This window comes from Arthrobacter sp. TJ-270, from assembly GCF_058269075.1.
Genome location: NZ_JBZCNB010000005.1, coordinates 53,495 through 74,442, shown reverse-complemented (window position 1 = coordinate 74,442; position 20,948 = coordinate 53,495). Strand labels below are relative to the sequence as shown.

The window sequence follows — 20,948 nt, the reverse complement described above, 5'->3', positions numbered from 1 at the left end:
CGCAACATACGCTCGGTACATGCGCAGGGACTTCCACCGTGACCAACTTTCAGCTGGCGCCTTCTACAAACTACTGACCGCCACAGTGGTGCCGCGGCCCATTGCGTGGGTGGCATCCCAATCCGAGAGCGGCGTAGACAACCTCGCGCCGCATTCTTTCTTCACCGTTGCGTCAACGGACCCGCCGATCATCCAGTTCACATCGGTGGGAGAAAAGGACAGCCTGCGCAACATCCGCGCACGCGGCGAATTCACCGTGAACTTCACTTCGGAGGAGCTCTTCGAACGAGTCAACGCGACGGCCACGGCATTCGGCCCGGAGGTTAGCGAGTTCGACGCCGCGGGTCTGCAACGCGAGCCGAGCACCGTTGTAGGCGCCCCCCGGGTCCACGAATCACCCGTGGCGCTGGAATGCCGCCTGCACAATTTGATCCCCGTGGGCAACTGCACCCTGGTTCTGGGTGAGGTAGTGCACGCGGCAGTCTCCGAACACGTGCTCGACGGAAACCATCCGCGCGTGGATCTGCTCAAGCCGCTGTCACGGCTCGGGCGCAATGAATGGGGCACGCTCGGTGATGTCCGACAGATCAACAGGATCCGGGTGGAAGACTGGCCGGACTCCTTCCCGGGCGGAGTGTGACAGTTCCCGGTCACGTCAGAAAACGTTTTCCTTGACGTGTGGCGGATGACACACTAGGGTCAAGTGCAATCCCGAGAAAGCGTTTTCTCGGACCTAAGCATTTGCCCTACAACCGGACAGAAGGTTCCCGATGAAGCCTCCCAGCGACGCGTGCGCGACGGCGCGATCACGCGCCCTCGCGATCGCGGAAAGGACCGGCCATGTCAGCTCTGAGTGAGATGTCGCGGCTGAAAAAAGAGCCGCGTGGAAAGAAGCGAAAGCTGACCGATGCGGAAAAGAAGGAAGAGCGGGCCGGCTACCTGTTCCTGGCACCCTGGCTGATCGGCCTGGTGGTCATCACAATCGGCCCGATGGCGGCTTCGCTGTACCTCTCCTTCACTGACTACAACCTGCTCCAGCCCCCCGAATGGACCGGGCTGGACAACTACATGCGGATGTTTGAGGACAGCCGGCTCCAGAACTCGCTCGGAGTCACCTTCCTCTACGTCTTCGTCTCCGTACCCCTCCAGCTCATCGCAGCGCTGGCGCTCGCACTGGTCCTGGACCGCGGCATGCGGGGCCTGAGCTTTTACCGGTCGGTCTACTACCTGCCCTCCCTGCTTGGCGGCTCCGTCGCTATCGCAGTTCTGTGGCGGCAGATTTTCGGAACCTCCGGCCTGATCAACCAGCTCCTGGCGCTTGTGGGCATCGAGGGCATGGGCTGGATTGCCGATCCCTCCACGGCGCTGGGCACACTGATGGTGCTCAACGTGTGGACGTTCGGCGCTCCGATGGTGATCTTCCTGGCGGGCCTCCGCCAGATCCCGTCGATGTACTACGAGGCAGCGGCCATGGACGGCGCATCGAAGGTGCGGCAGTTCACCACCATCACCGTCCCGCTGCTCACCCCGATCATCTTCTTCAACCTGGTCCTGCAGATCATCGGCGCCTTCCAGTCCTTCACCCAGGCATTCGTCGTGTCAGGCGGAACGGGCGGCCCAGCGGATTCGACCATGTTCTTCACCCTGTACCTCTACCAGCAGGGCTTCGGCAACTTCAATATGGGCTACGCCTCAGCCATGGCATGGCTGCTCCTGCTCATCATTGCCGCCTTCACCTTCATCAACTTCATCGCCTCGAAATGGTGGGTGTTCTATGACGACTAATATCGAGCCCCAGACAACTACGTCCCCTGCGACCAGGCAACACGAGACCCCCGAGCCGCCGCGGGTCCGCCGCCGCAGCCGTAACGAGGACGTCACCGGAAGCGCCGGACGCCGACTGCTCAAGCACATTGCGCTCACCGCCTTCGGCATCATCATGCTCTACCCGCTGCTCTGGATGCTGGTGAGCTCACTGCGACCGAACGACGAAATCTTCCGGGAGGCGGGCCTCTGGCTCACCTCGTTCGAGATCAGCAACTACACCCAAGGGTGGAACGCACTTCAGTCACCATTCGGGCACTACATGATCAACTCGATGATCGTGGTCATCGGCTCCATCATCGGCAACCTGGTGTCCTGTTCCATGGCGGCCTACGCCTTCGCCCGTCTGAGGTTCCGCCGCCGTAACCTGCTCTTCGCCATCATGCTCATGACGATCATGCTTCCCATCCACGTGATCATCGTGCCGCAGTACATCATCTTCTCCGAGCTGGGCTGGGTGAACACCTTCATCCCGCTGGTGCTTCCCAAGCTGCTGGCCACGGACGCGTTCTTCGTCTTCCTCATGGTGCAGTTCATTCGCGGGCTGCCCAAGGAGCTGGATGAAGCAGCGCGGATCGACGGCTGCGGCCACGTGCGGATCTTCACCCGCATCATCCTCCCCCTGATGGTGCCCGCCCTCGCGACAACGACCATCTTCACCTTCATCTGGACCTGGAACGACTTCTTCAGCCAGCTGATTTACCTGACCGACCCGAACATGTATACGGTGCCGGTCGCCCTGCGGTCCTTCGTGGACAGCACCGCAACATCCTCCTGGGGTTCCATGTTCGCCATGTCCATCGTTTCCCTCCTGCCCGTCTTCCTGGTGTTCCTGTTCGGTCAGAAGTACCTGGTCAAGGGCATCGCCACCACCGGCATCAAATAGCCGTCCCTGTTTGAAAAGCAAAACTCGACAGACAACAGATAGTTAGGAAAGAAATTCAATGAGGAAGTTCTCCCGACCCCTCCGTGCCGTAACAGCGGCCTCCATGGCCGTGGTGCTCGGCGCATCCCTGGCCGCCTGCGGCAGCGGCGGCGACGAAGCCGCCGGTGACGGCAACCTCCGGTTCTCCTGGTGGGGATCAGACCCCCGCCACGAGGCCACGCAGGAAATCATCGACATTTACGAAGCGAACAACGAGGGCGTCACCGTCACCGGCGAATTCTCGGACTTCTCCGGTTACTGGGACAAACTGGCGACGACGACGGCCGGCAGAGACGCGCCCGACGTCATCACCATGGATGAGAAGTTCATCATGGAGTATGCGGGCCGCGGCGCCCTGACTGACCTCACCGAACTCGAGAATCTGGACCTGTCCAAGTTCCCTGAGTCCGCTCTGGACCTTGGCCGCTACGAGGACGGCGTTTACGGGCTGAGCACCGGACAGAACGCCTACACCGTGATGGTCAATGCAGACCTCTTTGCCGAGGCCGGTGTCGAAATCCCGGATGACACCACCTGGACCTGGGACGACTACTACGAGATCTCGGCCGAGATCAGCGAAAAGCTGGGCGAGGTCAAGGGAACCGATTACGGCGCACTGGACGCGGACCTGCGGATCTGGCTCCGCCAGAACGGGGAGGAGCTCTACAACGAGGACGAGCCGGGCACGGTCGGTTACTCGCAGGAGACCCTGACATCCTGGTTCGAACACCTGCTCAACGTCCGTGACACCGGCGGCGGCGTCAGCGCTGCCCAGTTTACCGAGGCCGCTGCGGGCACTTTCGAAGCCGAAAACTTCCCCACTAAAAAGACCGCCATGGGCTGGTACTGGTCCAACCAGCTGGGTGCCCTCCGGTCTGCCACCGGTGATGACGTCCGCATGCTTCGGATTCCCTCACCCAGCGGCAACGCCGAAGACAACGGCATGTACTACAAGGCTTCCATGTACTGGTCCATCTCCAGCCAGTCGGACGACCAGGCAGCAGCAGCCGACTTCGTGAACTTCCTTGCGAATGACCCTGCAGCCGCCGAGAAGATGCTCGTTGACCGCGGCGTCCCCGCCAACCCGGACATGGCCACCGCGATTGAGCCCAAGCTGGACGAGTCCCAGCAGACCGTCGTTACCTTCCTCGAGGAGATCGCTCCGGAGGTTTCCGATTCACCGAAGCCTTCACCCGTTGGTGCAGGGAACGTGCAGGAAACGATCGTCCGCTACGTCGGTGAGGTCCTGTTCGACAACCTCACTCCGGAGCAGGCCTCCGAACAGTTGACTGCCGAAATCGAAGGCATGATCAGCGCAGGCTGACTCCTCTGATCCTCGAACGACATCCATCCGATAGACAGGACGAGATTCAATGAAGCGATTCTCTCGCGCAACCCGTGCAGTCACGGCCGCCACCGCGGTCGTAGCGCTCAGTATGACCCTTGGCGCCTGCGGCGGCAGCAGCGGCGACAGCGCTGCTGCCGGTGACGGCAACCTGCGGTTCTCCTGGTGGGGCTCGGACCCCCGCCATGTGGCCAATCAGGAGATCATCGACATGTACGAGGCCGAGAACGAGGGCGTCACCATCGAGGGTGAGTACTCCGACTTCGGCGGCTACTGGGACAAACTCGCTACGACGACGGCGGGACGTGACGCCCCGGACGTGATCACCATGGACGAGAAGTACCTGCAGGAATACGCCGGTCGCGGAGCTTTGGCGGACCTCAGCACCCTCGAAGGGTTGGACACGTCCAAGTTCAATGAGGCGTCGCTGAACCTTGGCCGGTACGAGGAAGGTCTGTACGGCCTGTCGACCGGGCAGAATGCCTACGTGGTGATGGCCAACAATGACCTGTTCGAGCAGGCCGGTATGGAACTCCCGGATGACACCAGCTGGACCTGGGACGACTACTACCGCATCTCGGCGGAGCTGAGCGAGAAACTGGGCGGAGACATCGTCGGCACCGAATATGGCGCCCAGGATGTCGACCTGCGTATCTGGCTCCGCCAGCACGGGGAGAACCTCTACAACGACGAAGAGCCCGGAACCGTGGGCTACTCACCGGAGAACGTCACCGCCTGGTTCGAGCACCTGCTCGAGGTGCGCGACGGCGGCGGACCGAGTGCCGCACGGTACACAGAGGAAATGTCGGGCTCCTTCGAGGCCGGTGGTTTCGCAACTAACCGCGCAGCGATGGGGTGGTACTGGTCAAACCAGCTCTCGGCGGTGGAGTCCGCGAGCGGCAGTGAGGTGACGATGCTTCGTCCTCCTTCGAAGTCAGGCGATGCCTCCGAAAACGGCATGTACTACAAGGCGTCGATGTATTGGTCCATTTCCAGCCAGTCCGATGACCAGGAGGAAGCTGCGAAGTTTGTGAACTACCTGGCCAACAACCCGGAGGCGGCAAAAAAGATGCTCGTGGACCGCGGGGTTCCCGCGAACCCCGACATGGCTGCCGCCATTGCTCCGGAGCTGAATGAAACAGATCAGACCGTGGTGGACTTCCTCGACGAGATCCGCCCCGACATGGCCGAAGCTCCGCTGCCCTCCCCCGTGGGTGCAGGCGGCGTCCAGGACACGGTCAAGCGCTACGTTTCCGAGGTGCTGTTCGAGAAGCTCACTCCGGAGCAGGCAACGGAACAGCTGACAGCCGAAATCGAAGGCATGATCAGCGCAGGCTGATCATCCGGAACGGAACAACGATCATGCTCGACCCCGCACCCCGTCCGCTGAACTCCTCGGCAGATACCGCCGACCATCAGGGCCACGACGGATCCGTCCGCGTTGCGCGAGTGGCCCTGGTCGGCGTCCACGGGTACGGCGCCCGGCACCTGGACAACCTTCGGCGGCTTGAGGCCGGGGGCGCCGCGCGGCTGGTAGCCGTGGCGGACCCCCGCCCTCCCGCTGAGGGGACGCTGGGTAGCGAGGTCGGCGTGTTCGACAATCTGGAGGACCTGCTTGCTGCAGGGGTGGCGCCCGACGTCGTCGTTATCGCCACCCCAATCCAGGCCCATGCGCCGCTCGCCCACGCGGCGATCGCGGCGGGCGCGGATGTGTATGTCGAGAAGCCTCCCGTGGCGTCGATGGAGCAGTACGAATCGCTTCTGACTGCTGCGGAAAAAGCAGGCGTTGCCGTGCAGACCGGGTTTCAGAGTCTGGGCTCGGCAGCGCTGGACCGGATCGACGATCTCGTGGCATCGGGATCGCTGGGTTCGGTCCGCGGCGTCAGCGCGCTCGGAGCCTGGGTGCGAACCCGGGGCTACTTTGCGCGCTCACGCTGGGCGGGGAAACGGACCCTGGATGGAGTGGACGTGGTCGACGGCGTGGCCACGAACCCACTCGCCCATGCGGTTGCGACCGCCCTCCGTGTGGCTGGTGCAAGGAAGGCGTCCGACGTGGCTACCGTCGAGACTGACCTGTACCGGGCACACGACATCGAGTGCGACGACACCTCGGCTATCCGGGTGCGCACAGCTCCCGGCTCCGTCGTCACACTCGCACTTACCCTGTGTGCCGCGGAGCAGACGCGACCCAGCGTCACGCTCCACGGCACACAGGGGACCGCCGTGCTGTATTACACCGAAGACGAACTGGCGGTCACCACCGCCGAGGGGACCGTAGCTGAGCACTTCGGGCGCGCCGACCTGCTGGAAAACCTCCTCGAGCACCGAGCAGCCGGAACTCCGCTGATCAGTCCGCTCGACTCCTCGGGTGCTTTCATGCGGGTCCTCGACGCAGTCCGGCTGGCACCGCCACCCCACCCCATCGACCCCGCGTACGTCACCTGGGAGGGCGACGGGGAGGATGCGCGCCCCGTCGTACACGGCATCGAGGATCTCCTGCAGCGGGCCTGCCTGGCGCAGGCGACGTTCAGTGAGCTTGATCCGGGCTGGGCGCGCGCGTCGTCGTCCTTGCCTGTTGTGCTCGACGGCCGCCCGGTGGGCTCCTACCGGGACGGCTCCGCCGTCACTCCCCTGCTGTCGCCCCGCCCCTATCTGCACCCGCTCACGACACGCGGCGGAGTGGTTGTCACCGATCATTTCCCCGCTGACCACGTCTGGCACCTCGGGGTCGGCGTTGCCATTCAGGACGTCAACGGCGTCAACTTCTGGGGCGGGCGCACCTATCGGCGCGAGCAGCAGGGCTACGTCTGGCGCCCGGACCACGGCCGGATCTCCCGCACCGCGATCACCCAACAGAATGATTTCCTCGAGGAGACCCTTCGCTGGAGCGGCCCTGACGGCGCCACGCTACTGCACGAAGCGCGCCGGATCACCTGGCGCTCCGTGAATGACGCAGTGTGGGCACTCTCGCTCGAGTTCGCCCTCACTCCCGTCATGGACGGTCCCGTGCACCTCGGAAGCCCGGGATCGAACGGGCGGGACGGCGGTGGCTACGGCGGCTTCTTCTGGCGCCTCCCCGCCTGCGAAAACCCCGCGATTACGACGGCGGACGCCTCCGGTGAAGCGGACGTCCACGGCACCGTGTCCGACTGGCTGTGCTGGCAGGGGACCTTCGATGGTCAACTGGCGACGCTTCTCTTCCTGCCCGACGACAACACCGCTGACCCTTGGTTCGTGCGGGCCGAAGGCTACCCGGGAGTGGGTCTGGCACTCGCCTGGGACCGCCCAGTTACCACCACACGCGAATCCCCGCTTACCCGCTCCGTCACCGTTCTCATTGCCGACGGCGCCCTGACCGCCGAGGCAATCCGTGCACTCGCGGCCGAAGAAAGGCATCCATGACCACCACCTCAGAGCCCGGGCTGTCTGTCGCGGAGCCAACAGCGGATCTCGCCGACGAGCGTGCGATCAAACGCCGTCGGGTCCTCGACATCCTCGACCGCACCGGCCATGACTCCCTGCTGCTCACCACCAACACGGCTATGACCTGGTATCTGGGCGGCAGCCGCCTGCATATCAGCCTCGCGGGCGATCCGATCGCCGCCCTGCTGATTGACCGCGAGCGGGACCACCTGGTGACTTTCAACAACGAGGCGGACCGGTTGATGCGCGAGGAGTTGCCGACCGGCGTCGTCGTTCATCCCGTCCCGTGGCACGGTTCCGTGGACGAGGTGGCCCGCCGGCTATCCCCAGCCGAACCGCTCGACGAGGCGAGCGTCCGGCGGGAACTGCGCGAGGCGCGGCGGTCCCTCCTTCCGGTCGAAGCCGAGCAGTACGCCGAGCTCAACCGCGAGGTAGCACGGGCCATGACCGATGTCCTCTCAGCGGCGCGGCCGCACACGCCTGAACGTGACATCTCCGCGGAACTGGCAGCTCGGGTCATCGCGATGGACGCGGAGCCCCTGGTCCTGCTGTGCAACGGCCGCGAACGCTCCGCCTTCCGCCACCCGCTCCCGACGGCGTCACCGTTGGGGCGGCGGGCGATGGCGGTTGTATGCGCGAGGCGACACGGCATGGTCGCGAATGTCACGCGCTGGGTTCGTTTCGACGGATCGACGGCCGCCGAGCGCGATTCCGAGGCGCGGATTGCCGCAGTTGAATCGGACATCTTCGCGGCGACGGTCCCGGGTGCGCGGCTGGATGCAATCTTCGACGTCATCCAGCGCTCGTATGACGCCCACGGCTTTGGGCCGGACCAGTGGCGGCTGCATCACCAGGGCGGTCCCGCAGGGTATGCGGGCAGGGACCCGAGAGTCACGGCGTCCACCGATGACGAGGTGGTACTGAATCAGGCATTCACGTGGAACCCGTCCGGCCCAGGGGTCAAGATCGAGGACACTGTGCTCCTCACTGCCGAGGGCATCAAAGTGCTCAGCGTTGACGAGCGCTGGCCGACGGTCGAGGTCAACGGACTCCTGCGGCCGGTTACCCTGGAGGTCTAGGGAAGTTTTGCGCAGTTGACCTTGTGCCAGTTCCCCGACATGCTCAGCAAGTGACTGACGAGAAGCGCATCGCCCTACTGATCGATGCTGAAAACGCGCCGGCTTCAAAGGTCGATGTGATCCTTGCGGAAGTTGCCCGGTACGGCACGGCCAATATTCGACGCGCCTACGGCAACTGGAAAAGCCCGAGTATGAAGCCGTGGGAAGACACACTCCACACGTACGCAATCCGTCCAATCCAGCAGTTCGCCTACAGCACGGGCAAGAACGCATCCGATATGGCGATGATTATTGACGCCATGGACCTGCTGTATACCCGATCGGTTGACGCATTTGCCTTCGTTTCGAGTGACGCCGATTTCACCCCACTGGTTATGCGCGTGCTGACCGACGGTCTCAAGGTATACGGATTCGGAGAACAGAAGACACCCAAGCCTTTCATCAACGCGTGCTCTCAGTTCACCTATGTTGAAGGTCTCGGCCAGCAACTAGCAGAAGGCAACGGAACGGTACCGGCGCCTCGCGAATCACAGAAGTTGAGAGGCGATGCCCGCCTGATGCTGATGCTGCGCAGCGCCGTGGACGCAGCTAGCGGAGATGATGGCTGGGCACATTTGGGCGTAGTAGGCCATCAGATTAGTAATCAGGCCTCCTTCGACTCCCGGAATTACGGCTACACGAAGTTGAGTGAGCTGGTTGAAGCGACGGGCATGTTCCAAGTCAAGCGGCAAGACTTGACGGTTTACGTGCGGGATAACCGCAAGGTCTGATGTGCGGCCGGTGACCCTGGAGGTCTAGGGAAGTTTTGCGCAGCTCTGGTGGCTTTACGACGCCGGAACCCACCAGAGGTGCTTCTTTTTACAGGCTGCCAAGCCAGTCGACGGCGGCGCTCTGGTCCGAGCGATCAATGCCGTGGCCGCCCGCCCGCAAAACCTGTCCGACGGCGGCCCCCTGGCGCTGCAGCTCGGACACCAGTGTGGTGACACTGTCCAGTGGTGCCATAGGGTCCGCTTGTCCATTGAGCACCAGGAAACGGCTGCCGGACAGGTCGATCTCCTGGCGCCGCTCGCCGAACGGGTACATCCCGGAGAATGCGATCACGCAGTCGAGGGACTCGGGATGAAGCATCGCCGTTGCCAGCGCAATATTGGCGCCGTTGGAGAAGCCAACAGCGACGATCTGCCGGTCGCCGAGAACATAGCCCTCCCGTGCGTTCTCGATGAAGCCAGCAAGCTCACCGGCTCGCACAAGAACGTCGTCGACGTCGAACACTCCCTCAGCACGCCGCGCAAACCAGCGAAGCATGCCGTTTTCCTGCGTCCGGCCGCGCGGCGCGAGGACGGACGCGTTCGGATCCAACTCCGCTGCCAGCGCGGTGATCTCGTGCTCATTCGAGCCGGTGCCGTGCAGCATCAGGAGCACGGGTCGGTCAGTAGCGCCCTCCCGGTACAGGTGAGGCCAGTCGGTGAGCTGTGGGCCGGCCATCAGGCGTTGTCGGTGGAGCCCGCGGCGGTGCGGCCGGTGAGTACGTTGTTGTCCTCCGGCACTTCCACGGCTGCCACGGACGCTTCGATGTCTTCACGTGAGGGTTCAAGCCACGGCGGGAGTTTCAACGACCGGCCAAGCTCAAGCAGCGGTTCGTCGACGTTGAAACCAGGGGTATCGGTCGCGATCTCGAAGAGCACACCGCCCGGTTCCCGGAAGTAGATCGAGGTGAAGTACTGACGGTCCAAAATGGCCGTGACGGCGAAGCCCCGTTCAACGAGGTCCTGCCGCCACAGTTCCTGGGTGGCTTTGTCCGGGACCCGGAAGGCGATGTGGTGCACGGTGCCGCCGGCCACCAGGCCGGGTTGCCCGGACGTATCAGCGACGACGTCGATCGTGTTTCCTGCGCCGCCGTCACCCGCTTCCAGACGGGTACGGCCCTGTGACTCGCCGGTGATCCGTAGGCCGAGGTCTTCGGTGAGCACGCGCAGTGTGCGCTCAGGGTTGGCGACTGTAAGCACCGACGAGTGTTGGCCGCGCACGGCGTGCTCAGCGGGGACAAAGGATGAATCCCATGGATCTCGGGGGTCGGAGATGGAGGAGGCCACAAGGTCGAGTTGGAGTCCGTCGGGATCGCGCAGCGACAACCTCTCCTCATCCGCGGAGACCCCCGCGACGGAGGACTCCACGCCGAGGGCGCGGAAGTGATCCTGCCACCAGCCAAGGCTTCCCTCGGGGACAGAGAACGCAGTGGTTGTCGACTGGCCGGAACCAATCCGCCCGGGCGCTACCTGGCCCCACGGGAAGAAGGTCATGAGAGAGCCCGGCCTGCCTGCGTCGTCGCCGTAGTAGAGGTGGTAGGTGGACGGGTCATCGAAATTGACGGTCTTCTTCACGAGCCGGAGCCCGAGGCCACGGATATAGAAGTCGACGTTGGCCTGCGGGTCACCTGCGATCGCGGTGACGTGGTGCAGACCCGGGGTTTGCGCTGTCATGGTGATCCTCCGGAACTTTCAGCCGGCCCCTGCGGTCGACGCATATACATGCAAATACATGTACCTTCGAAGTTATTCCCTCGACCGGGCGTTACCTGGATTACGATGCGTTCCTCGCCCACCGCACGGTAAGTCGGCTCCGGGGGTATGCAGCTGTCGACCGTGGGAACGTGCCGTGGTCACTGATCGAGAAGCATACCGAGGGCTCTGGTTTGGCCTCTCCGTACCTCTTGGATAACGGCAGGCGGGAGTTCGACGCCGCACGCGACCTGGGCGGCATGGCAGGTCAGTGGGCCCACCGCGAACTCGCTGAGCCCTGGTACTTCACGGAGTGGATCGACCGCCACAGCCAGCCTGAAGCCGTCGAACAAGGGTTGGCGACGCTGCGCCGAGCCCACCCCGACGCCGTCGCGCATCTCGGTGACCCACTGGCCGGCGCCGAGCAACTGATCCTCGAGCAAGTCCGCTTCCGCAAAATCCTGGAAGTACTTCCGCACACGCTGTGCCACCACGACGCCGCCGGTGCGAACATCTTCTCCTCCGGCGCCGGGACGATTCTCATTGACTGGGAATCGGTCGGCGCTGGTCCGGTGGGAGCGGACCTGGCATCACTTGCCTTCTCGTCGGTCCGCCGACGTGATGTCCTGGCCGGCGTCGTAGTGCCGATCGTCAATGACGATGCTGGACAGCTACGCCGATGCTCTCCGCTTGGAGGTACACGACATCACCTTCGAGGAGATACGTCTGGGCTTCCACGCCGCGATCGCACTTCGCTGGAAGCTCGCCGTCGACGTCGTCGCGGGCACCGAGGCAGGGCAGACGCCGCGACGCGGCAGCCCTCCCCAACGAGGATCCCGCTGCGGCACTGGAAGAGCTGACCGCGCTTGTGGGCCTGCTCCTCGCGTCAGCAGGCCGAGCACTCAGCGCGGCGCGGTGAACTCCAAGCCGAGTCCCGGCTGCCCGGTCACGGTGAGCCCCGATTCCGTGATGCTGACCGGCGACGGTCCGGCAAGGATGCCCAACTCGCCCAGAGTGGCGCCGTCGACCGCTTCGACCCACGCCGTCTCCGCGAGGGTGGAAGCAAGCTGACCGGAAAGCTCGGGAAGCAGGTGCGGGGCCACGGCGATGCTGTTGGCCCGCGCGAGCTCCACGATGCGCCGGAACGGAGTGATGCCACCGACCCGGATGATGTTGGGCTGGATGATGTCGACCGCGTCCGCCTCGATGAAATCCCGGAACCGGTAGATGGTGTGCACGTTCTCGCCCAATGCGATGGGCACCGGTGAGGAGCGGCGCAGCCGGCGGTAAGCCGAGAGGTCGTCGGCACGAATAGGCTCCTCGAGCCAGTGCAGGCCGTACTCTGCGAGCCACTCAAGCGCGCGCAGGGTGGTGGGCAGGTCCCACCGTTGATTGGCATCGATCATGAGCGCGCGATCCGGGCCGATGACCTCCCGGACTGCGGCGATGCGCTCGGCATCCTCGCGCAGGTCCGGCTTCCCGACCTTCACCTTCACAGCCTGCCTGCCCTCGGCGACCCAGCGCTGTGCCTGCTCAACCAGCTCGTCGAGGCTGTAATGCAGGTTCACTCCGGACCCGTATACCGGCACGCTCTCACGACGCCGGCCCAACAGGTCCGGAACCGAGCAGCCGGCCTGGCGCCCGGCCAGGTCCCAGAGGGCGAGGTCGACGCCGGCCATCGCTATGGTGGTCAGCCCTCCCCCGCCGGCCTCGTGGAGCCGGACCCATAGCGCGTCCCAGACCTCCTCGGGGCGTGCAGGAAGTCCTGCTATGAACGGTGCGATGTCATTTTCCAGCAACGCCAGTACTGCCTGCGGCCCGATGGTGGGGGTCCAGGAGAAGCCGTGGCCCACACCGCCGTCGTCCGTGGTCACCGTGGTTGCGATGAAGTGGTTTTCCGGGACGTCCGCTCCCCAGGCGCGCCGCAGGGGCACCGTGATGAGGCGTGCGGTGAGGCCGGTGATCTTCGGGCTCATGCTGCCACGAGCTCCCGGCCGGCGGTGAGGATCGCCTTGAGCTCAACCAACTGGCTCTCGGTGGGGTCGACCAGCGGCGGGCGGACGGAGCCGACGTCGAACCCGTCCAGCCGCAGGCCAGCCTTGATGAGCGAGACGCCAAAGCCGGGCGCCTGGTCGCGCAGGCGCACCAGCGGTGCGTAGAAGCCTTCGAGCAGGCGGTGCCGGGCCGCTTCGTCATTGTCGATGTAGGCGCGGTAGTACGCGGTGGCAGTATCCGGTGCCATGGCAAATGCCGCGGAAGAGTAAAGCGGAATTCCAAGTCCGCGGTAGGCCCCCTGGCTGAGTTCGGCGGTCAGCAGGCCGTTGAAGAACTGGAAATCGGTGCGACCCGTGGCTGCGACTGCGGACACGATCTCCTGTGCCAGGCCGACGTCGCCCACACCGTCCTTGAAGCCGATCACCTTCGGGTTGGCGGCCAGCCGGGCAACGGCGTCGGCCGTGAACACCCCGTTGGCGCGGTGGTAGATGATGACCGGAAGGCTCGACGCGGCGGCTACGTCCTCGACATAGGCAACCAGCCCGTCGGTGGGGCCCTTTACGAGGTAGGGCGGCAGCACGAGCAGCGCATCGGCACCGGCCTCCTCCGCAACCTTCGCCGCAGCGCGGGCGTGGCCGAGCGGGCCACCGGCTCCGGCGATCACCGGGACCTGCCCATCGACAGCGCTCGCAGCCGTCGTGACGACGGCGCGGATCTCCTCGATGTCGAGGGCGTGGAACTCACCGGTGCCGCAGGCAGGAAAGACCCCACCCGGCTGGTGACTGAGCCGGGACTCAATGTGCTCGCGAAGCTTTGCGGTATCAACTGACCCCGTGGGTGAGAAGGGTGTGACGGGGAAAAACAGCACTCCGTTGAACTGCATGACTTACCTGGCTTCCTGGATTGTGGAGGCCAACTCGGACTCCTGAGATTCGCTGAGTTCAGTGCGCCAGCTGCGCTTAGGTTCCCACCCGAGGAGCCTGCGCGCCTTCTCAATCGAGAAGGCCGGGCTGGTGCCGCTCAGGTTGGAAGCGAGCGCGCCCACAGCAGGAAGGTAGCGCGGAATGAGTACGGACAACGGCTCACGGGCGAGCGCGTCCGCAGCGCCAACGAAGAACGTTTCCGCATTCGGAATGCGGTCCATGGACTGCAGCAGGACGTCGAGGAAATCCGCCACATCCCGCGCGTCGACGTAGTTGAAGACGGCCGGTGCGGAAAGCGACGGATCATCCAGCCGTTCGACGACGGTGTTCCCCTGCTGCGTGGGCGCACCCGCCCATTCCTCCGGCGAGATGACATAGCAGGGCCGGAACGCCGCGTAACGGATGCGGTCGCCCTGTGCGGCAGCGAACATGCGCATGGTCTGTTCGGCGAGCAGTTTGGAGAGGGCGTACGCGTTCCAGGGTTTCGGCGTCGTTTCCTCATCGAGGGGGAACGCCTCCGGCATCCACCCGGCCGGTGAGCCGTAGCCGAGCACCGTCGGACTGGACGCGGTGATGATCCGGCTGACGCCCAGCTCCGTGGCCGCGCCCATGACCTGGAAGGCGAGCTGGCTGTTGGTCTGGAGGATGACATCTTCCGGGGCGCTGAAGGGGACGGCGATCGCAGCAAGGTGGATGACGGCATCGGGCCGGTGCTCTTCGATGACCCGGCGGGCCTCGCCCGCCGCCAGCAGGTCAACCGACTCCTGCCGGACATGCGCTGGGAACGCACCTTCCGGGACGGGCGCGCGGTCCACGGAGACGACGTCGTAGCCTGCTCCAGCAAGGCCGGTCACCACGCTGCGGCCAAGCCTGCCGGAGCCGCCCGTGATGAGGACCACGGTCTGCGCCCGCTCAGCCACGGCGTACTCGCCCGTTCTCCGCACGGTCCGCGGCGAGATCCGCACCGAGGTTGAGCTCGCTGATCCTGACGGGCAGCGAGGATTCGAGCGACGCGTTGCCGGCAATGCCCACGGCGACGGCGCGCAGTCCGTCCAGGTAGCCGGACGGCCTGCCGAGCGGGTCATCCCCCGGCCCCTCGAACAGGTCCGCGAGCAGCAGGGCATCACCGCCGCCGTGCCCTCCCTCTCCGTTCACGATCGGGATTTCCACGGCGGGCTCCCAGTGGCGCTGGAGGATGAGGCGTTCACCGTTGACCCGGACCGCGTCGTCCTCCTCCACCGGGGTGGCGCTTGGGTCGACCACGTTTTTCTGATCGGTGCTGTTGGAGACCGCAGCTCTCTCCACGACCTCGAGCTCGGCACGCCCGAGCGTTCCGTTCACCGCGACCCGGTAGCCTTCCCAGGGGCTGTGCGCGTTGAGTGAATAGCTGAGGGTCGGTCCGGACTGGTAGTCGACCACGAGGGCGAGGTTGTCCTCGATCGTGATTCCGGGGGCGAAGACGTCCTGGTCGCGCTGGTACCCGTCGTGGTGTTCGTTGGCGTAGTAGAGGGCGTTGAGTCGCTCATCCTCACGGAGGTCCAGGGCGAACGGATCACCCGCGGCGGAGTCCGTGGTGCCGCGCTCGGGGCGGTTCGTGAGCCCGCGCCCGGCAGCGTTGCTGTCGCCGTAGAAGCGCAGTCCCCCACTGGCGAAGACGCGTTCGGGAACGTCCTCGATCCACCAGTTCACGAGGTCGAAGTGATGGGAGGCCTTGTGGATCAGGAGGCCGCCGGAGTTCTCCTTCTGCCGGTGCCAGCGGCGGAAGTAGTCGGCTCCGTGGACGGTGTCGAGCATCCAGCTGAAGTCGATGGAAGTGACAGTGCCGATCGCGCCGCTTTGGATGATCTCCTTCAGGGCGCTGTTCCGGGGCGAGTAACGGTAGTTGAAGGTCACGACGACGTCGCGTCCCGTGCGGCCGATTGCGTCGCAGATCCGGCGGCAGCCGTCGTCGTTGATGGTGAGCGGCTTTTCCACCACGACGTCGGCGCCAGCTTCCAGAGCCTCGACGATGTAGTCGGCGTGGGTAAAATCAGGCGTGGTGACAATGACGCGGCCGATGCTGTTATCCCGGATGAATTGCGTCAGATCCTCCGGCCGGAACTGCGCAACCTGTGTTGCCGGTGATAATTCCGCAACGAGGTTGAGGTAGTACTCAACCCGCCCCGGATTGGTGTCGCTGATGGCCACCAGTTCGGCTGAGGAGGCGTGATCGCCAAGCGCGGCGCGGACGTACATCTCAGCGCGGGAGCCGGTGCCGATCAGGGCCAGACGGGTGCGTTCGTGCTCCTGCGCCTGCTGCGCGGCGGGAAGTGTGTGCGGGGCGGTACTCATGGGGCTCCTTCAGTCGCCTGCATCGGCGATGATGCGACGCCTTGATGCGAGAAAACGTTTTCTGGAAAAGGTTATATGCTTTCTATCAACACACCGGTGCACCCGTCAACCATTTGCTGCGGGGGCACCGATTCCCCACCCGGATGAGGAACCTATGGCCAGGAAAACTGCCAACCGCAGGGTAGGCATCACCGACGTCGCACAGCGGGCAGGAGTCTCGCTGGCCTCGGTCTCACGCGTCATGAACGGCAACTTCTCGGTTGACCCCGAGATCGCCGCCCGGGTCAGGACCGCTGCTGCGGAACTGAACTACCAACCCAACGCAGTGGGACGCAGCCTGGCGCTGGGCAAAACCGACACGATCGGCGTCGTCGTTCCGGACCTCGCCAACCCCACCTTCCAGGGCATGCTCCGCGGAGTGAGCCGCGCCGCCGCGCAGGATGGCTACCGTGTCCTGATCGCTGACTCCTCCGAGGTGTCCAGCGAAGAATCCATCCTGGCAGGCGAAGCACGACGGCGGTGTGACGGCGTCGTGCTCTGCGCACCGCGCATGAATGAGACTGAACTTGAGGCCCTGGTGCCCTCGCTGCGCCCGCTGGTGCTCATCAACCGCTCCACGGCGGACGCCGAGACCCCCAGCCTTGTGGTCGATTACGGCCAGGGCATCCAGGACCTGGCTGCGTATCTCATAGACCTCGGCCACACCTCGCTTGCCTTCCTCGCCGGGCCGGAGCGAAGCGCAGGCAACCAGGCACGGCTCCAGGGACTCGAGAAATTCCGCGTCGATCACCCTGGCATTGAACTGGCCGTGCTGCCCGGCGGCTCCAGCTTCGAAGCCGGGCATAGCTCCGTAGACGGCGTCCTGGAAACCGGCGCGACCGGCGTCCTCGCATTCAATGACCTCGTTGCCATGGGTCTGCTGAGCGGCCTCCATGAACGGGGCATCGACGTCCCCGGGGAAATCTCCGTGACCGGATTCGACGACATTCCGTTCGCCAACTACACCACTCCGCCGCTCACCACGGCGGCTGTGCCGATCAACGATATCGGCGAGCAGGCCTGGCACGAGATGCGGCGCCTCCTGGGTGAAGCTCATTCGGAACCGGCGCACACCACTTTCCAGCCGGAGGTTCGCCGCCGCGGGAGCACTGCGCGGGCGGCGCGCTGATCCCTCCGGAGACCCGGGTGGTTGACAGCCGAGAAAACGCTTTCCTATAGTTGCGGCTACCGGGGTCGGCGCCTCGTCGAGTCGCCGCAAGAAAGCTTTCGAACAATCACTCCAATCTCAATGAGGAGAATCTCAGTGAGTCTGTTTCGTCCTGCCCTCACACTGCTGTGCGTCGCGACACTGGTCTCGACAGCCGGCGCACCTGCCAACGCCCAGCCGCCATCCCACGCGGCTCCACCAGCACAAACGCCATCCGTTCCGCTCGAGCACCAGACCCTTCCCGCCAACGACGGCTGGGGCTCCTTCGGGGCCGGTACCACCGGAGGATCCGGGGCTGCCGCTGACCGGATTTTCGACGTCTCCACCCGCGCCGAACTCAAGGCCGCCTTTGCGAGTGCCGGCGACAATGCGAAGATCATCCGCGTGCACGGCGAACTGCTGGGAAACGCAGACGACGCCGGCAACGCACTTTCCTGCGACCAGTACGCAACGGGCACGGGCTATTCCCTCGCTGCGTACCTTGCGGCGTATGATCCTGCCACCTGGGGCTGGGACCGTGAGCCCGAGGGGACCCAGGAAGAAGCCAGAAAACGGGCGGCACAGAAGCAACGCGCAACCATCCTCGTTGACGTGCCGAGTAACACCACCATTGTGGGCGCTTCACCGGACGCGGCACTCAATGGGCTGTCCCTGCGCATCAACGGTGCCAGCAACGTAATAGTTCGGAACCTCCACCACAAAGGCGTTATTGACTGCTTCCCCCAGTGGGACCCGACCGATGGCAGTTCGGGAAACTGGAACAGCGAATACGACATGGTCCAGATCATCAACCGGGCGACCAACATCTGGATGGACCATAACCATTACACCGACGACCCGTATTTCGACGACGAGGCCCCAACCTACTTCGGCCGGTCCCACCAGCAGCATGACGGCGCCATCGACATCACCAACGGCTCGGATCTTGTGACCGTCTCCTACAACCGTTTCGCTGACCGGGACAAGCTCATGCTGATCGGTTCTACGGATTCACCGGGGCGCGGAGATCCAGGGAAGCTACGTGTCACCCTGCACCACAACGAGTTCGTGAACGTGGGGCAGCGGGCACCGCGCCTGCGCTACGGACAGGTTGACGCGTACAACAACCACTTCGTTGTCAACGATCAGGCCAGGGTCCCTTACCAGTACAGCCTCGGGGTTGGCGTCCAGTCCCACATCTGGGCCGAAGCGAATGCTTTCACCCTGACACCGGACGTTGACCCGGCGGAGATCATTGCGCACTGGAAGGGCACCACGATCACGACGATCGACAACACCGTCAACGGCCATGTGCTCGATCTCCGCGCCGCCTACAACGCCAGTGCTCCTGCGGACAAGCAGCTCGCCGAGGACACCTCCTGGCAGCCGGTCCTGCGCACAAAGGTCCACCCCGCGCAGGCGGTACCGGCAATCCTCAAGGGCAATGTCGGTCCTGTCTTCACTGCGGGAGGCACCCGGTGATCTTCGATCAATCCATCAACCGCAGGACGGTGCTCACCGGGATCGCCGGTACTGCCGGCTTCCTGACTCTGGGTGCCGGTGTATCCGCCGCGGAATCAGGGACACCAACCGGTGGCCCAGGACAACCCACCATCTTCGTTGTAGGAGATTCCACCGCGTCGACCTACGCACATCGGGAACTGCCGCGGGCAGGCTGGGGACAGGCCCTCCCCCTTGCGCTCAACTCGGGTTCAAGGGTGGTGAACCGGGCGCTGTCCGGCGCATCGTCGAAGAGTTTCACCGATTCCGGGCTCGCCGCCGAAACACTCGCGATGCTGAGCTCCGGAGACTACCTGCTCATTTCCTTCGGCCACAACGACGAAAAGACTACTGATCCGACTCGCGGAACCTATCCGCAAACCACCTACAAGGAGTACCTGACCGGTTTCATCCGCGGTGCTCGAGCCGCCGGAGCGCACCCGATCCTGGTCACTCCCGTAGAGCGCCGCCGTTTCGACACTGCGGGAAATGCCAGGGAGTCTCACGGCGAATATCCGGCCGCGATGCGCGAACTGGCAACTGCCACCGGAACACCGCTGATTGACCTGACGCGCTCATCGCTCGGGCTGTGGCAACAGTTGGGCCCCGAGGGCACCACCGGGATGTTCCTCTACACCTCACCGGGTGAGTTCCCGCAGTATCCGGCGGGGGTGCAGGACAACACCCACTTCCGGGCCGAAGGCGCGCTCGCCGTCGCCCATCTGGTTTCCGCCGGACTGTCTGAACTGGAGCTCGCTCCGCAGGATCCCCGGACTGTCGGGCTTCCTGCCGAGAGCCTCCTGACAGGCATGTTCTGGCCGTCTGAACGCCCTGTCGACAGACCTGTGGTCCTCGACGTCGGCCCTGGACGGCAATTCGGCAGCGTGCAGGCCGCGATCAACGCGGTGCCGGACCAGGCGGAGAAGCGTCATGAAATCCACATCGCACCCGGGCAGTACAGGGAGCTGGTCCTCGTCCCGCGAACCAAGCCGCGGGTGAGCCTGGTTGGAACGGGAGCGACTCCCGACGACGTCGTTCTCGTTTTCGACAATGCGGCCGGCACCCTCAAACCTGACGGCTCCGGCACCTATGGAACCAGCGGAAGTGCTTCAACGCGACTCGACGGAGCGGATTTCCATGCGAGGAACCTCACCTTCAGCAATGACTTCGACGAGGCGGCGAATGGGCACATCAGGAACCGGCAGGCCGTGGCCGTGCATGTGACGGCTGACCGTTGCGTTTTCGAAGATGTACGCATTCTCGGAAATCAGGACTCGTTGCTCGTCAACACCCCGAACGCCCAAACCATGTCCCGCCAGTTCTTCATCAATACACACGTGCAGGGAGACGTCGACTTCATCTTCGGACGGGCGACGGCGGTCTTCCAGCGCTGTTCGATTGAGTCGCTCGACCGGGGCTCGTCCTCGAACAACGGTTATGTTACGGCGGGAAGCATCAACCAGCGCTTCCAATACGGGTACCTGTTCGACGAGTGCCGCTTCGAGTCCAACGCCGCCCGGCGCACCGTGCACTTGGGGCGGCCATGGCATCCCAGCGGCGATCCCGCAGCCATCGCACAGGTTCTGGTCCGAAACAGCCACCTCGGCGCCCACGTCAAACCATCGCCCTGGACGGACATGAGCGGCTTCTCCTGGAAGGACGCGCGGTTCCACGAGTTCCACAACAGCGGACCGGGTTCAGCGCACTCGGCCGATCGTCCGCAGATGACCAACGAACAGGCTGCGAGTTTCACGGCCAGTCACTACCTCCGGGGTCAGGACTGGTGGCAACCACAGCTCGCTCGATCAACTGCAGACACCACCGTGTAGTGGCGTGCCGGCAGAGCTGATGCGAGGCAGTTTGCGCTGCATTACAAAGCAGGCTTACTGTTCTTTGAAGGAACACTAACCTGAAGGAGG

Annotated in this window: 18 protein-coding genes; 12 read left to right on the top strand and 6 right to left on the bottom strand. The window is 64.3% G+C overall.

The window, feature by feature from the left end; translation table 11 throughout:
• Nucleotides 1–19 precede the first annotated feature (19 nt).
• The 8 genes from AC4D2M_RS11015 (at nucleotide 20) to AC4D2M_RS10980 (ending at nucleotide 9,366) form a co-directional block, all read left to right on the top strand.
• Nucleotides 20–640 (top strand): flavin reductase family protein, encoded by a 621-nt coding sequence (locus AC4D2M_RS11015; protein ID WP_490891866.1) that lies wholly within the window; start codon nucleotides 20–22, stop codon nucleotides 638–640.
• A 200-nt stretch (nucleotides 641–840) separates the two neighbouring features.
• On the top strand, nucleotides 841–1,785 hold the full coding sequence (locus AC4D2M_RS11010; protein WP_490891864.1) for a carbohydrate ABC transporter permease: 945 nt from the start codon (nucleotides 841–843) through the stop codon (nucleotides 1,783–1,785).
• On the top strand, nucleotides 1,775–2,710 hold the full coding sequence (locus AC4D2M_RS11005; RefSeq protein WP_490891863.1) for a carbohydrate ABC transporter permease: 936 nt from the start codon (nucleotides 1,775–1,777) through the stop codon (nucleotides 2,708–2,710). Before AC4D2M_RS11010 ends, AC4D2M_RS11005 begins: the two co-directional genes overlap by 11 nt.
• A gap of 58 nt (nucleotides 2,711–2,768) precedes the next feature.
• The gene (locus AC4D2M_RS11000) at nucleotides 2,769–4,073 is read left to right on the top strand and encodes an ABC transporter substrate-binding protein (protein ID WP_490891861.1); all 1,305 of its coding nucleotides are present in this window, start codon (nucleotides 2,769–2,771) and stop codon (nucleotides 4,071–4,073) included.
• Between the two features lie 49 nt (nucleotides 4,074–4,122).
• Nucleotides 4,123–5,433, top strand: a complete 1,311-nt coding sequence (locus tag AC4D2M_RS10995; protein WP_490891859.1) for an ABC transporter substrate-binding protein — start codon at nucleotides 4,123–4,125, stop codon at nucleotides 5,431–5,433.
• A 23-nt stretch (nucleotides 5,434–5,456) separates the two neighbouring features.
• Entirely contained in the window at nucleotides 5,457–7,496 is a 2,040-nt protein-coding gene (locus AC4D2M_RS10990; protein ID WP_490891858.1) for a DUF6807 family protein, read from the top strand.
• Nucleotides 7,493–8,596 carry a M24 family metallopeptidase gene (locus AC4D2M_RS10985; RefSeq protein ID WP_490891857.1) on the top strand — a complete coding sequence of 368 codons (1,104 nt, stop codon included), beginning with the start codon at nucleotides 7,493–7,495 and terminating at the stop codon, nucleotides 8,594–8,596. The genes AC4D2M_RS10990 and AC4D2M_RS10985 overlap by 4 nt, the downstream gene beginning before the upstream one ends.
• Nucleotides 8,597–8,646: 50 nt before the next feature.
• A complete protein-coding gene (locus AC4D2M_RS10980) occupies nucleotides 8,647–9,366 on the top strand; it encodes an NYN domain-containing protein (protein WP_490891855.1) in 720 nt (239 codons plus the stop codon).
• An 88-nt stretch (nucleotides 9,367–9,454) separates the two neighbouring features.
• Here AC4D2M_RS10980 and AC4D2M_RS10975 read toward each other — a convergent pair whose 3' ends face one another.
• Both AC4D2M_RS10975 and AC4D2M_RS10970 read right to left on the bottom strand, forming a co-directional pair.
• On the bottom strand, nucleotides 9,455–10,081 hold the full coding sequence (locus AC4D2M_RS10975; protein WP_490891853.1) for an alpha/beta hydrolase: 627 nt from the start codon (nucleotides 10,079–10,081) through the stop codon (nucleotides 9,455–9,457).
• A complete protein-coding gene (locus AC4D2M_RS10970) occupies nucleotides 10,081–11,076 on the bottom strand; it encodes a ring-cleaving dioxygenase (protein ID WP_490891852.1) in 996 nt (331 codons plus the stop codon). The genes AC4D2M_RS10975 and AC4D2M_RS10970 overlap by 1 nt, the downstream gene beginning before the upstream one ends.
• Before the next feature lie 170 nt (nucleotides 11,077–11,246).
• Here AC4D2M_RS10970 and AC4D2M_RS10965 point away from each other — a divergent pair, with 170 nt between their 5' ends.
• Nucleotides 11,247–11,954, top strand: a complete 708-nt coding sequence (locus tag AC4D2M_RS10965) for a phosphotransferase family protein (RefSeq protein WP_490891851.1) — start codon at nucleotides 11,247–11,249, stop codon at nucleotides 11,952–11,954.
• Between the two features lie 42 nt (nucleotides 11,955–11,996).
• On the opposite strand, the gene AC4D2M_RS10960 is transcribed toward AC4D2M_RS10965, so the two are convergent.
• The 4 genes from AC4D2M_RS10960 to AC4D2M_RS10945 are packed head-to-tail and all read right to left on the bottom strand — an operon-like array spanning nucleotide 11,997 to nucleotide 16,343.
• Complete coding sequence (locus AC4D2M_RS10960) at nucleotides 11,997–13,070, bottom strand: mandelate racemase/muconate lactonizing enzyme family protein (RefSeq protein WP_490891850.1); 1,074 nt, start codon at nucleotides 13,068–13,070, stop codon at nucleotides 11,997–11,999.
• Nucleotides 13,067–13,972, bottom strand: a complete 906-nt coding sequence (locus AC4D2M_RS10955) for a 5-dehydro-4-deoxyglucarate dehydratase (protein ID WP_490891849.1) — start codon at nucleotides 13,970–13,972, stop codon at nucleotides 13,067–13,069. Before AC4D2M_RS10955 ends, AC4D2M_RS10960 begins: the two co-directional genes overlap by 4 nt.
• 3 nt (nucleotides 13,973–13,975) lie before the next feature.
• Nucleotides 13,976–14,956: an NAD-dependent epimerase/dehydratase family protein gene (locus AC4D2M_RS10950; protein ID WP_490891848.1), complete on the bottom strand. Its 981-nt coding sequence runs from the start codon at nucleotides 14,954–14,956 to the stop codon at nucleotides 13,976–13,978.
• Nucleotides 14,925–16,343: a Gfo/Idh/MocA family protein gene (locus AC4D2M_RS10945; protein WP_490891847.1), complete on the bottom strand. Its 1,419-nt coding sequence runs from the start codon at nucleotides 16,341–16,343 to the stop codon at nucleotides 14,925–14,927. The genes AC4D2M_RS10950 and AC4D2M_RS10945 overlap by 32 nt, the downstream gene beginning before the upstream one ends.
• A 154-nt stretch (nucleotides 16,344–16,497) precedes the next feature.
• On the opposite strand from AC4D2M_RS10945, the gene AC4D2M_RS10940 reads away from it, so the two are divergent.
• From AC4D2M_RS10940 to AC4D2M_RS10930, 3 genes are all read left to right on the top strand, one after another.
• Nucleotides 16,498–17,511 (top strand): LacI family DNA-binding transcriptional regulator, encoded by a 1,014-nt coding sequence (locus tag AC4D2M_RS10940; protein ID WP_490891846.1) that lies wholly within the window; start codon nucleotides 16,498–16,500, stop codon nucleotides 17,509–17,511.
• A 135-nt stretch (nucleotides 17,512–17,646) separates the two neighbouring features.
• The gene (locus AC4D2M_RS10935) at nucleotides 17,647–19,011 is read left to right on the top strand and encodes a pectate lyase family protein (RefSeq protein WP_490891845.1); all 1,365 of its coding nucleotides are present in this window, start codon (nucleotides 17,647–17,649) and stop codon (nucleotides 19,009–19,011) included.
• The gene (locus tag AC4D2M_RS10930) at nucleotides 19,008–20,858 is read left to right on the top strand and encodes a pectinesterase family protein (RefSeq protein WP_490891844.1); all 1,851 of its coding nucleotides are present in this window, start codon (nucleotides 19,008–19,010) and stop codon (nucleotides 20,856–20,858) included. The genes AC4D2M_RS10935 and AC4D2M_RS10930 overlap by 4 nt, the downstream gene beginning before the upstream one ends.
• Nucleotides 20,859–20,948: the final 90 nt, after the last annotated feature.

Excerpts from the sequence above, each read along its gene's own strand:
- AC4D2M_RS10975 (WP_490891853.1), bottom strand. The coding sequence starts at position 10,081 with ATGGCCGGCCCACAGCTCACCGACTGGCCTCACCTGTACCGGGAGGGC.
- AC4D2M_RS11000 (WP_490891861.1), top strand. The coding sequence starts at position 2,769 with ATGAGGAAGTTCTCCCGACCCCTCCGTGCCGTAACAGCGGCCTCCATG.
- AC4D2M_RS10945 (WP_490891847.1), bottom strand. The coding sequence starts at position 16,343 with ATGAGTACCGCCCCGCACACACTTCCCGCCGCGCAGCAGGCGCAGGAG.
- AC4D2M_RS10970 (WP_490891852.1), bottom strand. The coding sequence starts at position 11,076 with ATGACAGCGCAAACCCCGGGTCTGCACCACGTCACCGCGATCGCAGGT.
- AC4D2M_RS10990 (WP_490891858.1), top strand. The coding sequence starts at position 5,457 with ATGCTCGACCCCGCACCCCGTCCGCTGAACTCCTCGGCAGATACCGCC.
- AC4D2M_RS10995 (WP_490891859.1), top strand. The coding sequence starts at position 4,123 with ATGAAGCGATTCTCTCGCGCAACCCGTGCAGTCACGGCCGCCACCGCG.
- AC4D2M_RS10940 (WP_490891846.1), top strand. The coding sequence starts at position 16,498 with ATGGCCAGGAAAACTGCCAACCGCAGGGTAGGCATCACCGACGTCGCA.
- AC4D2M_RS10955 (WP_490891849.1), bottom strand. The coding sequence starts at position 13,972 with ATGCAGTTCAACGGAGTGCTGTTTTTCCCCGTCACACCCTTCTCACCC.
- AC4D2M_RS11015 (WP_490891866.1), top strand. The coding sequence starts at position 20 with ATGCGCAGGGACTTCCACCGTGACCAACTTTCAGCTGGCGCCTTCTAC.
- AC4D2M_RS11010 (WP_490891864.1), top strand. The coding sequence starts at position 841 with ATGTCAGCTCTGAGTGAGATGTCGCGGCTGAAAAAAGAGCCGCGTGGA.
- AC4D2M_RS10960 (WP_490891850.1), bottom strand. The coding sequence starts at position 13,070 with ATGAGCCCGAAGATCACCGGCCTCACCGCACGCCTCATCACGGTGCCC.
- AC4D2M_RS11005 (WP_490891863.1), top strand. The coding sequence starts at position 1,775 with ATGACGACTAATATCGAGCCCCAGACAACTACGTCCCCTGCGACCAGG.
- AC4D2M_RS10985 (WP_490891857.1), top strand. The coding sequence starts at position 7,493 with ATGACCACCACCTCAGAGCCCGGGCTGTCTGTCGCGGAGCCAACAGCG.